Origin of the sequence: Staphylococcus pseudoxylosus, from assembly GCF_044794325.1 — a bacterium.
GTDB classification, from domain to species: domain Bacteria; phylum Bacillota; class Bacilli; order Staphylococcales; family Staphylococcaceae; genus Staphylococcus; species Staphylococcus pseudoxylosus.
The window spans coordinates 1,591,114-1,603,477 of record NZ_CP085024.1; the positions used below are offsets into that span (position 1 = coordinate 1,591,114).

General features: G+C 34.2%; 11 protein-coding genes and 1 riboswitch. Of the genes, 4 read left to right on the plus strand and 7 right to left on the minus strand.

From position 1 onward, the window contains the following. Positions 1 to 260: 260 nt before the first annotated feature. The 7 genes from dapD to LG295_RS07705 all read right to left on the minus strand — a co-directional run bounded on the left by dapD (position 261) and on the right by LG295_RS07705 (position 7,940). Positions 261 to 980: a 2,3,4,5-tetrahydropyridine-2,6-dicarboxylate N-acetyltransferase gene (dapD, locus tag LG295_RS07675; RefSeq protein ID WP_042362720.1), complete on the minus strand. Its 720-nt coding sequence runs from the start codon at positions 978 to 980 to the stop codon at positions 261 to 263. Positions 981 to 1,002: 22 nt separating this feature from the next. Next, positions 1,003 to 1,725, minus strand: a complete 723-nt coding sequence (dapB, locus tag LG295_RS07680) for a 4-hydroxy-tetrahydrodipicolinate reductase (protein WP_107530942.1) — start codon at positions 1,723 to 1,725, stop codon at positions 1,003 to 1,005. Beyond that, the gene (gene dapA / locus LG295_RS07685) at positions 1,722 to 2,609 is read right to left on the minus strand and encodes a 4-hydroxy-tetrahydrodipicolinate synthase (RefSeq protein WP_107530943.1); all 888 of its coding nucleotides are present in this window, start codon (positions 2,607 to 2,609) and stop codon (positions 1,722 to 1,724) included. The genes dapB and dapA overlap by 4 nt, the downstream gene beginning before the upstream one ends. A 1-nt stretch (position 2,610) precedes the next feature. Then, on the minus strand, positions 2,611 to 3,600 hold the full coding sequence (locus LG295_RS07690; protein ID WP_107530944.1) for an aspartate-semialdehyde dehydrogenase: 990 nt from the start codon (positions 3,598 to 3,600) through the stop codon (positions 2,611 to 2,613). Between the two features lie 51 nt (positions 3,601 to 3,651). Next, positions 3,652 to 4,854, minus strand: coding sequence for an aspartate kinase (locus LG295_RS07695; protein WP_107530945.1), 1,203 nt, complete (start codon positions 4,852 to 4,854; stop codon positions 3,652 to 3,654). A gap of 89 nt (positions 4,855 to 4,943) precedes the next feature. Beyond that, positions 4,944 to 5,122, minus strand: a riboswitch (Lysine riboswitch). 191 nt (positions 5,123 to 5,313) lie between these two features. Further along, entirely contained in the window at positions 5,314 to 6,144 is an 831-nt protein-coding gene (locus LG295_RS07700; RefSeq protein ID WP_107530946.1) for an aldo/keto reductase, read from the minus strand. Between the two features lie 191 nt (positions 6,145 to 6,335). Beyond that, positions 6,336 to 7,940 carry an ABC-F family ATP-binding cassette domain-containing protein gene (locus LG295_RS07705; protein ID WP_107530947.1) on the minus strand — a complete coding sequence of 535 codons (1,605 nt, stop codon included), beginning with the start codon at positions 7,938 to 7,940 and terminating at the stop codon, positions 6,336 to 6,338. 143 nt (positions 7,941 to 8,083) lie between these two features. On the opposite strand from LG295_RS07705, the gene LG295_RS07710 reads away from it, so the two are divergent. The 4 genes from LG295_RS07710 (at position 8,084) to pstA (ending at position 12,308) form a co-directional block, all read left to right on the plus strand. Beyond that, positions 8,084 to 8,983 (plus strand): S1-like domain-containing RNA-binding protein, encoded by a 900-nt coding sequence (locus LG295_RS07710; RefSeq protein WP_318832885.1) that lies wholly within the window; start codon positions 8,084 to 8,086, stop codon positions 8,981 to 8,983. A gap of 393 nt (positions 8,984 to 9,376) precedes the next feature. Further along, entirely contained in the window at positions 9,377 to 10,330 is a 954-nt protein-coding gene (locus LG295_RS07715; protein WP_404475604.1) for a PstS family phosphate ABC transporter substrate-binding protein, read from the plus strand. A 132-nt stretch (positions 10,331 to 10,462) separates the two neighbouring features. Further along, the gene (gene pstC / locus LG295_RS07720) at positions 10,463 to 11,392 is read left to right on the plus strand and encodes a phosphate ABC transporter permease subunit PstC (protein WP_107530950.1); all 930 of its coding nucleotides are present in this window, start codon (positions 10,463 to 10,465) and stop codon (positions 11,390 to 11,392) included. A gap of 1 nt (position 11,393) precedes the next feature. Continuing rightward, on the plus strand, positions 11,394 to 12,308 hold the full coding sequence (gene pstA / locus LG295_RS07725) for a phosphate ABC transporter permease PstA (RefSeq protein WP_318832887.1): 915 nt from the start codon (positions 11,394 to 11,396) through the stop codon (positions 12,306 to 12,308). The last annotated feature ends 56 nt before the right edge of the window (positions 12,309 to 12,364 follow it).

The window sequence follows — 12,364 nt, forward strand, 5'->3', positions numbered from 1 at the left end:
AAATCAAATCCTTTTAGTTAAAGTTATATTTAGACTCTACTTCGTTCGCACAAGCCTATTATGTATCGTTTTATATTATAAAAATGAGGAGGTAAGACGACCTTGTAATATATGAAATCACTACCACATAGAACAAGTTGAGACAATATAATAAATTTTATGCTGTCTCGTCTAAACCTCCCATTTTGCTATTTCAACATTCACTTAAATTTTATCACTATGTTTTCATTTAAATGAATATCTTTTATTTTAATTAAGTATTAGTCATTTAATTTTCTTAACGCTGAAACAATCTCACGTTTTGAATCTTCAACTTCGCTTGTTTGTTTAATGACTTTTGCTGGTGTACCAGCTACTACAGAACCTTCCGGTACATCTTGTGTTACGATTGCGCCAGCCGCAACAATAGAACCTTTACCAACACGAACACCTTCAAGAATTACTGCATTTGCACCAATTAACACATCATCTTCAATGACTACTGGTGATGCGCTTGGTGGTTCTATTACTCCTGCTAATACTGCACCAGCTCCAACGTGAACATTTTTACCAGTTGTAGCACGCCCACCAAGCGTTGCATTCATATCTACCATAGTACCTTCACCAACTACAGCTCCGATATTAATCGTAGCACCCATCATGATTACTGCACCATCTTCAATAATCGCTTGTTCGCGAATAAAAGCACCAGGTTCAATTCGTGCATTAGTGTTTGTTAAATCTTTCAATGGAATTGCAGAGTTGCGACGATCCATTTCCACTTCTAATTCATCAATACTTGATTGGTTGCTTTCGTAAAATTGTTTCCATTCGTCAGCTTCACAAAAGATTACTTTTGAATCAGCGGAACCAAAGACTTTAAAACTTTCAGGGAAGCTCACATTTTCAAAGTTTCCATTTGCATAGACTTTTAGTGGTGTAGATTTTTTTGCATCACTTATAAATTGAATAATTTCTTCTGCCGTTAAATGTTGTACCATAATTAAATACGCTCCTTAGGGTTTATAGGTTGTCAAATGTATAATAGTCATTTGCTTTATTGATTAATTTTTCTGCTGCGCCAATTGCACCATTGGCAAAAATATCTTTAGACTGTGCACGATGAGTTATTTCAATCGTTTCATCTGTACCAGCAAAAAGTATATCATGTTGTCCTACGATAGTACCTCCACGAATTGAATGAACGCCAATTTCATCTTGAGTACGCTTTTCATTGTTTTCATGTCTATCATAAACTGGTGTAGATTGTGTACGTAATGATTCAATAACATCGTAAAGTTTAACTAGTGTACCACTTGGTGCGTCAACTTTTTTATTATGGTGAGCTTCTGTAAGCTCAATATCAAAGTCTTCGAGCAATGGTACAGCTGCTTCTAAAATTTTAGTTAGTGCATGAACACCATAACTCATGTTTGCACTGAAAAATACAGGCATACGATGGCTTAATTCTTTTAGTTTATCAATAATTGTATCTTTTTCACCAGTGGTCGCAATTACCAATGGTAAAGTGAAATCTTCCTCTAATAGAGGTAATAACAATTCAGGGTTAGAAAAATCAATAGCAACGTCTGCGTCTTTAACATCCGTAATATGTTGATAAGTAGGGTAAGGGTATGCTTTAGTTTCATCTCTTACAATTAGCCCTACAATTTCATGTCCTTTTTCTTCAGCTAATCTAGCAACACGTTGATTCATTGCGCCATAGCCAATAAGTACTACTTTCATGCTTTTTCACCTGCTTTAAAATTTTCATAAGCTTGTTCTAATGCTTCTCGTTCACCGTCTTCAAGTGGAACTAATGGTAAACGGACTTCATAATTTCCAAACCCTTCCAATGCTGTTAATAATTTTATTGGAATAGGGTTTACATCCACTGATAGGGCATCAAGCAAGGTTTGAATTGGTTGAAATTGCGTTTCAATATTTTCCCCATTTTGTTTAGCATCGTATAATGCTTGGAATGATTTCGGAATCACATTTGCAACAACTGAAATCACGCCGTGACCATCTTTATTAAAATATTCAACCACATTATCGTCATTCCCACTATATAAAGCGAACTCATCTAGGTTTAGACGTTTTTTTAAATCGTCTAAATAATCAAAATCATTTGTTGCATCTTTTAGTGCGACGATATACTCATTTTGACTTAAAGTTTCGACTGTTTCTGCGTCAATTGTCATATTCGTACGAGAGGGCACATTATATAAAACGACTGGTAATTTAACTGCATCAGCAATTGTCGTAAAATGTGCAATTAAACCACGTTGGTTTGTTTTATTATAGTAGGGCGTAATCAACATGATTGCATCTGCGCCTAATTCTCTAGCACGTACGGAAGCTTGAATAGATTTTTGTGTATTGTTAGTACCTGTCCCTGCAATTACCGGTACTCGACCATCTACATGATTAATGACAATTTCTAATATTTGATCTTTCTCATCTTCAGTAAGTGTAGGGTTTTCCGCAGTAGTACCATTGACTACGATAGATTTCGTATCGTTCTCTATTAAATAATCAACATGTCTTCTAATGGCTTCATAGTCTACTTCATTGTGTGTGAATGGCGTTGCTAAAGCTACACCAACACCTTCAAAAATGTGTCCCATCTTATTTAACTCCTTTCAAGCTCATCACTTGTTCAAGAATTTGTACTGCATTTAATGCTGCACCTTTCAATAAGTTATCAGAAGTACACCAAACGTGGAATGTATTATCTAAACTATCATCACGACGAATACGTCCTACAAAGATTTCATCTTTATTAGTAGAATGTATCGCTAATGGGTATTCATTATTCTGTGGATTATCTACAAGTACAACACGATCATCATTTTCAAACAATGCTTGTATTGCTTCAACTGTCGCTTCTTGTTCTAATGTTACACTCATGTGTACGCTGTGACTATCTTGTACTGGTACACGAACACAAGTCGCTGTAACTTTTAAGTCATCTACATTTAAGATTTTACGTGTTTCATCAATCATTTTTTGTTCTTCTTTTGTATACCCATCTTCAAGGAAACTATCTATATGTGGTAACACATTATTATAAATTGGATGTGGGTAAGCTTCAGGTGCTTTGCCATTTGCACCTTCTGCTAAATCTGCCTTACCTTTAACACCAGATCCAGATACTGCTTGATAAGTTGTGTATGCTACGCGTTTCAAACCATAAGTTTCTTGTAATGGTTTAAGTGGCACAACTGATTGAATCGTAGAACAGTTAGGATTTGCAATGATCTTTCTATCTAATTTAGGTTCATTGACTTCTGGTACGATTAAATCGATGCCTTCAGTCATTCTCCATTGGCTGGAGTTATCAATAACAATAGCGCCTGCTTCTTCAAAGATAGGTGAGAAGTGCTCACTTGTACTACCACCAGCGCTCATCAATACATAATCAAATGATTCTCTAGCCGCATCTTCAGTTAACTCTCTAACTGTATACGTTTGACCTTGGAATTCTACTTGTTGTCCAGCTGAACGTGCTGATGAAAATAGCACCAATTCATCAAACGGAATCTCTTTTCTATCAATAGTTTCTAACATTTTTCTTCCTACTAAACCAGTTGCACCTGCAATTGCTAATCTTGTCATATACAATACACTCCAATGTTATTTTTTTAATAGTACTATAATTTTGAAAATTCAGATATCAAAAGCTTGATAAAGGGTTTGAACAGCACGTTCACCATTCATAGCATCAATAACACATGAAATACTAATTTCTGAAGTTGTTGTTTGATAAAATGAAATATCATTTTCAATCAATGTTTTGAATGCTTTTGAAGCTACGCCCGACATGTCTCTCATGCCAGAACCAATTAGAGAGAGTTTAACGTAATCTTCATTTATCTTAAAGTCTAACGCACTAAATGATTCTTTTAAAGACTCTAAAATCGTTGAAATTTGTATGACATCTGTATCTTTAATCGTAAATGACATTTGTAATCCTTCCAAATTAACGATTTGCGATATCATATCAACATTAACAGAACCATCTTCTAAATGGTTGAATAATGCAGTTAATAATTTGTTATCGGGTAGAGGATAACTAATTGTAACGTGCATCATATGCGTATCTAACGCAACACCTGTAACGGCTTTTCTTTCTAATATTTCAGTTTGGGGCATAATCCATGTTCCTTTCACATTTGATAAAGTTCTTCCTAAGTATAGTGGAATACTGTAATTGTTTGCCAATTCTACACTTCTTGTTTCAAGCACACCTGCACCTAAAGCACTCATCTCCATCATTTCTTCATAAGAGACATAGTCCAAACGTTTAGCATCCTTATAAAGTCTTGGATCTGTAGCATAAACACCATCAACATCTGTATATATTTCGCAAGCTATGTTATTACTTGCTGCTAATGCGACTGCTGTAGTATCTGATCCACCACGACCTAATGTAGTTACTTCAAAGTTATCATTAATACCTTGAAAACCTGCTATGACTAAAATGTCATTTTCGGTAAAAGCTTGCTCGAATGTATCAGGATCAATTTCTGCTATACGGCTCTTCAAATGATGTCCAACAGTTTTAATACCTGCTTGATAACCAGTCATGGCTTTGGCATTAATACCAATATCATTTAAAACCATCGATAAATAAGAAACTGTTTGTTGTTCTCCTGTGGTAAGTAAGAGGGCAAGTTCCTGATCTTTAGGACTACTAGTTAAAGTAGAAACGTTAGCCATTAATTCATCTGTTGTTTTACCCATAGCACTTACAACCACAATTAATTGTTCACCTTGTTCAACTCTTAACCTAAGCATTTCGGCAATATTTTTTATTTTAGTAAAATCACTTACTGAAGAACCTCCAAATTTCAAAACACTTCTTTCCAATTTCTATATCCTCCTCAACGAATAGGGGAGAATCACAGTATTATAAAAAAAGAACAAGTTCGGAATGCGAACCTGTTCTATAATATATATACAAGTGATGCACTCCATTATTTTAAAATAATGACAGACTCTTAGCTCTTAACCATAAAGTCCAACGTGTTATAAGCTGCTATTATAACTGTTTCGGCATCTCACCCTTTCAAAATTAGCTGCTAGCAGGCAGGTTCTTCTAATAATTACTAATGATTGATGCGCCTCATCAAAACCATATTTAATTTTTTGTTTATGATACACATTATACATAGGCTTGCATATACTGTAAACCGCTTTTACCAAGTTTTTTTAATTTACTGAAAAATCCAACACTTTATAACTCCTTTTTGCAACTTATGTGTAAAAAGTGTTGCAAATCAATTCGCATTCACATTTTCAAATTATAATAATGGGCGTTACAGTAGATTAAAATTCTTCATATACTGCCGGATCTTGTCCTTTTAATCTGCCGTCTTTTTGAGTTAACGCATTTATTTTTTCGATATCATCATGCTCTAAAGTGAAATCAAAAACCTCTTTATTTTGAATTTGTCTAGCAATAGAAGTTGCTTTTGGAATAGGTACTACACCATTTTGAATATGCCATCTCAAAATAATTTGAGGAATGGTTTTATCATATTTTTCTGCTATCACTTCAATATCCTTATCATTTATAACTTCTGAAGCGCGACCAAGAGGGCTCCAAGCTTGCGTAATAATTCCTTTTTCATTATGATATCTAATCATATCTTGTTGATTAAAATAAGGATGTAATTCTATTTGGTTAACCGAAGGCAGGACTCCTGTTTCTTGTTCTAACGTTTCAATATGCTCAGGCAAGAAATTACACACACCAATAGATTTAATTAATCCAGCATTGCGAGCATCAATCATCGCTTGCCAAGCCTCAACAAATTTACCGTGTCTTGGGTTTGGCCAATGTATTAAGTATAAATCGATATATTCCACATTCAGACGATAAATCGATTCTTGAATAGCAATCAATGCTGCATTGTAGTCTTGGTAACGTCCAGGAAGTTTAGAAGTTACAATAATTTGGTCTCTTGAAACATGACTCTGTTCAATCGCTTTACCAACGGTGCCTTCATTCTCATAATTGTATGCAGTATCTAATAAACGATAACCTTGATTTAACGCACTTACAATCGCATGCATCCCTGATACACCATTTAACTTATATGTACCAAACCCTATTTGAGGTATTATCTTGCCGTCAATCATATCTAAATTTTGCATTTTCAAATTCCTCCTAGCTTAAACTTATAATAATTATATAATGCTTGAAAAGCATTTCAAAGTAATTGGCCCTTACAACATTTGTTTTACAATTATCAAAAGGGGAGTAATAAAAAGTCTGCCAGATTATAATTATAACCCGGCAGACAAATATATTTTCATATTTTTAATTATTAATTAACAATCATTATTTATTTCGTTAATACACCAGTTTCTTCTAAATAAGCTTGGTATGATATCTCTTTAGATACAGCTCCAGCTGGATTTAAGTCGATTACACGATTTGCGATTGTATTGATAAATTCAAAGTCATATGAAGTGAAAATAAGAGAACCCTTAAAGTTCTTCAAGCCATCATTTACAGCAGTGATACTTTCTAAGTCTAAGTGGTTTGTAGGCTCATCAAGTAATAATACGTTTGCGCTAGATAACATCATTTTACTTAGCATACAACGCACTTTTTCTCCACCTGATAATACACTTGCTTTTTTCTTAACTTCTTCACCACTAAATAACATACGACCTAAGAAACCACGTAAGAACGTTTCAGTTTGTTCATCCTCAGGTGCGTATTGACGTAACCAATCGACAAGATTCATGTCCACACCTTCAAAGAATTCTGAGTTATCTTTAGGGAAGTAGCTGCGAGATGTAGTAACACCCCATCTTACTGTACCTTCATCAGGCTCCATTTCTCCAGCTAGTATTTTCAGTAATGTTGATTTAGCAAATTCACTATCTCCAATTAGTACAGCTTTATCATTTGGATCCATTGTAAATGAAATGTTATCAAGAACTTTAACACCATCAATTGATTTTGATAGATTTTCTACAAATAATAAGTCGTTACCAATTTCACGTTCTGGTGTGAATTTTACAAATGGATAACGGCGCGAAGAAGGTTGAATATCATCGAGTTCAATTTTCTCTAATTGCTTTTTACGACTTGTAGCTTGTTTAGATTTAGATGCGTTTGCAGAGAAACGCGCAACAAATTCTTGTAACTCTTTAATTTTTTCTTCTTTTTTCTTATTTTGATCTTGAGCCATTTTCATAGCTAATTCACTTGACTGATACCAAAAATCATAGTTACCTACATAAACTTTAATCTTGCCATAATCTAAATCAGCAATATGAGTACACACATTATTTAAAAAGTGTCTATCATGTGATACAACAATAACAGTGTTATCAAAATTGATAAGGAAATCTTCTAACCAACTTATAGCTGGAATATCTAGTCCATTGGTCGGCTCATCTAGTAATAGTACATCTGGCTGACCAAAGAGACTTTGCGCTAATAACACTTTAACTTTTTGGTTGTTTTCTAATTCTGACATCGTTTTGTCTTGCAAGTCAGCTTTAATGCCAAGACCAGAAAGTAGGGAACCAGCATCTGCTTCTGCATTCCAACCATCCATTTCTGCGAATTCACCTTCAAGTTCAGCAGCTCTTATACCGTCTTCATCACTGAAATCTGGTTTCATATAAATTTCATCTTTTTCTTTCATTACTTCATATAAACGTTCGTGACCTTTAATAACAACGTCTAAAACACGCTCATCTTCATAGGCGAAGTGATCTTGTTTCAATACTGCTAAACGTTCATTTTTACCCATTGAAACATGGCCAGTTTGAGCGTCTAATTCGCCGGATAAAATCTTCAAGAATGTTGACTTACCAGCTCCATTTGCCCCAATCAAACCATAGCAATTGCCATCTGTAAATTTAATATTTACATCTTCGAATAATTTACGATCGCCAAATCGTAAACTTACATCAGTAACTTGTAACATGCATTTACTCCTTTTCGTTAATCTACCGGACAAATTATAACACACTTAGTTTGTACTTTCGACCATTCTCGCTATACTGATGCTTGTTTCCTTATAGCATGTTATAATAAAAAAGAATAAATTTATGTACGAAGGAGAAAAGTATGGCCCAAGATGAAAAAGATATAGTAGGTTCAATAGAATTTCTTGAAGTTGTTGGCATAGAAGGCTCAACATACCAATTAAAAGGACCAAATGGCGAAGACGTAAAACTAAACCAATCTGAAATTAACGAAGAAGATGAATTACAAATAGGAGAAGAATATAGTTTCTTCATCTATCCAAACAGATCAGGAGCATTATTTGCCACACAAAATATGCCTGATATCACAACAGATAAGTATGCTTTTGTTAAAGTGATCAAAACTGACCGCGATGGTGCGCATGTAGATGTCGGTTTACCAAGAGAAGTATTAATTCCTTGGGTAGATTTACCAAAAGTAAAAGAAGTATGGCCAATACAAGGTGATGAGTTATTTGTTACTTTACGTGTGGACAGAGACAACAATATGTTTGCGCGTTTAGCGACTGAAACTATTGTCGAACAAATGTACACCCCTTCATTTGAAAATGAAAAGCAAAATCAAGTTATCGAAGCTAGACCATATCGTCTATTAAGAATTGGTAGTTTCTTACTATCTAAAGATGGATATAAAATATTTGTTCATGAATCTGAACGTAAAGCAGAACCACGTCTGGGTGAAAATGTAAAAGTGCGCATTATTGGCCAAAATGATAAAGGTGAATTAAACGGGTCATTTTTACCATTAGCTCACGAAAGATTAGATGATGATGGGCAACACATTTTTGATTTACTTGTAGAATATAATGGCGAATTACCATTTTCAGATAAATCAAGTCCTGAAGCCATTAAAGAAATCTTTAACATGAGCAAAGGATCATTTAAAAGAGCCATTGGTCATCTTTACAAAAACAAAATTATTAACATTGAAAGTGGTAAAATAGCTTTAACTCAAAAGGGCTGGGACCGAGCAGAAAAATAGTCCACGAAGTTAAATGTAAAAACTATATTCAACCATTACCTTGATAATACAAAACCAATAATATGATTGAATCAAATTATTCTTTATAGAAGTACACCTTGTAACCTGAAAATACTACGGTAAAGTAGTTATTTTCAGGTTTTTTTAGCGTTTATATTACAAACCCTAAAATTTTGTAATATATCACTTACACTAAAAACGCTGCTACCAAAGCATTTATAGTACTAATACACATTATCATATGACAAATATAAACATTGTAAATGATAAAAATGTTTTCTTAACGAAACATTTACACTAACTATATTTCTATTTAATAAACAGTGTGTAGTATAGGAACTGTAATAAATACATATAACTTTTGGGTTATTCACTTATTAGGAGGATGTTTCAATGAAAAAATGGCAATTATTTGGTACTACAGCAATCGGCGCTTCACTTTTATTAGGTGCTTGTGGTGGCGGTAACGCAAACTCAGGTAAAGGCGAAGGAGAAGTTAAGGGCGATGGCTCTTCTACAGTAGGTCCAATCATTGAAAAACTAAATGAAAAATTTGCTAAAGATAATTCAGATGTAACAGTTTCTTCTGGTACTTCAGGTACAGGTGGCGGCTTTGAGAAATTCATAGCAGGGAATACTGATTTTTCAAACGCTTCTAGACCAATCAAAGATGAAGAAAAGAAAAAACTAGATGATAAAGGGATTAAATATGATGAATTCAAAATTGCTCAAGATGGTGTAACGATTACTGTAAACAAAGATAATGATTTCGTTGATGAACTTACAAAAGAACAACTTAAGAAAATCTACTCAGGTGAAGCAAAAACTTGGAAAGATGTTAATTCAGAATGGCCATCAAAAGAAATCAAAGCTTTCTCACCTGACCAATCACATGGTACTTACGACTTCTTTACTGAAGAAGTGATGGATAAAGGGGATATCAAAGCTGAGAAAAACGCTGATACAAACGTAATAGTTCAATCAGTACAAAACAATGAAAATGGTGTTGGTTACTTTGGTTACAACTTCTATGAACAAAACAAAGATAAATTAAAAGAAGTTAAAGTTAAAGATGATGAAGGTAAAACTACCGAACCAACTAAGAAAACAATACAAGATGGTTCTTATGCTTTAAGTAGACCATTGTACATTTACGCAAATGAGAAAAAATTAAAAGATAATGAAGGATTCCAAGACTTTATGAAATTTGTACTTGAAGACAAAGGTAAATCAGCTGAAGATGCAGGTTTCGTAGCATTACCTGAAAAAGATTACAAAGAACAACAAGATAAATTAAAAGATATTATTGGGAAAGAAAGCAAAGACAGCAAAAAAGAAGAAAAATAATTTTTAATTAGATCGATAAGGGTTGGGATTCTGGAATGAACGCAAAGTAAACTTTGTACACTACTTTGTCATCACACTTCCAGTCCCAACTTTTTTAAATAATTGGGAGTTTACAAGAAGGAAGGAATTCACATGGCGAATAATAACCTCTCCGTAAGTGAAATGATAGCAAGAAATAATGCTAAAAAGAATGGTACGAGTGATAAAATTGCACCAATCATTTTAGGCATTATTGCAGTTTTTTCTATTTTAGCGACAATTGGCATTATCGTAACACTATTAACAGAAACAATTACATTTTTCACACGCGTTTCATTAGCAGACTTTTTCCTTACATTGGAATGGAATCCATTTTCATCAACACCTAAATATGGTATTTGGGCTTTAATATTAGGAACATTAAAAATTACAGCCATTGCTACCATTGTTGCAGTACCACTTGGTTTAGGTGCAGCATTATATTTAAGTGAATATGCTTCAAATAGAGCGAGAAGCATTATTAAACCAATATTAGAGATACTTTCCGGTATTCCGACAATCGTATTTGGTTTCTTTGCCTTAACTTTTGTTACACCGTTATTACGTTCTATATTCCCGGAATTAGGTAGTTTCAACTCTATCAGTCCAGGATTAGTCGTAGGGGTCATGATTATACCGTTAATCTCAAGCATGAGCGAAGATGCAATGTCTTCTGTTCCTAACAAAATGCGTGAAGGTGCTTTAGGTCTCGGCGCAACAAAATTCGAAGTCGCAACTAAAGTAGTATTACCAGCAGCTACATCTGGTATCATGGCATCAATCGTTTTATCTATATCACGTGCTATAGGTGAAACAATGATTGTATCTCTTGCAGCCGGTAGTACACCAACAGCTTCATTGGATTTAACTGGTTCTATTCAAACAATGACTGGTTATATCGTACAAGTAGCTACAGGGGACGCTACATTTGGATCAGATATTTATTACAGTATATACGCTGTAGGTTTCACGTTATTTATTTTCACTTTAATCATGAATTTATTATCACATTGGATCACAAAACGTTTCAGAGAGGAGTATTAATATGGCTGAAACAAACAATAGCAAAGTACTTGTCGATCATAACACCGTTGAGAAAAAGCTCTCTGGACGCTTATCCGTTAATAAAATTAATAAATGGGCATTTTTTGCTTGTACGATGATCGGTTTACTTGTCTTAGCAGCATTAATCATAGATACACTTTTTAAAGGCGTAGGACATCTGACACCATCATTTTTCACAAATTTCTCATCTTCAACACCATCGATGGCAGGTATAAAAGGTGCGTTAATCGGAACAGTGTGGTTGATGATTACAATCATCCCAATTTCTATTATTTTAGGTGTCGGAACTGCAATTTATTTAGAAGAATATGCTAAAGATAATGCATTCACAAATTTTATTAAAGTTAGTATTTCAAACTTAGCTGGTGTTCCATCAGTGGTATTCGGTTTACTAGGTTTAACTATTTTTGTTCGAGGGATGGGCATAGAAGCTTTAGCGCTAGGTAATTCTATCTTAGCCGCTGCGCTGACAATGTCGTTATTAATTCTACCTGTAATTATTGTAGCTAGCCAAGAAGCTATAAGAGCAGTACCTAATTCAATTAGGGAAGCTTCATACGGTCTAGGTGGTAATAAATGGCAAACGATTCGTCGCATTGTACTACCAGCAGCAATACCAGGTATATTAACAGGCTTTATCCTTGCTCTATCTAGAGCATTAGGTGAAACTGCACCATTAATACTTATTGGTATACCAACTGTATTGTTACAATTACCATCAAGCGTATTCGATCAATTCCAAGCCTTACCAATGGCAATCTACAACTGGGCTAAATTGCCTCAGGCAGAATTCCAAAACGTGGCTTCAGCAGGAATAATCGTATTATTAGTCATCTTATTATTGATGAACGCTATTGCAATATTCTTAAGAAATAAATACAGCAAAAAATATTAATCTAATAATCGAACATAGGATTTAATCTAACTAGGCTATGTGAATGGGAATATACT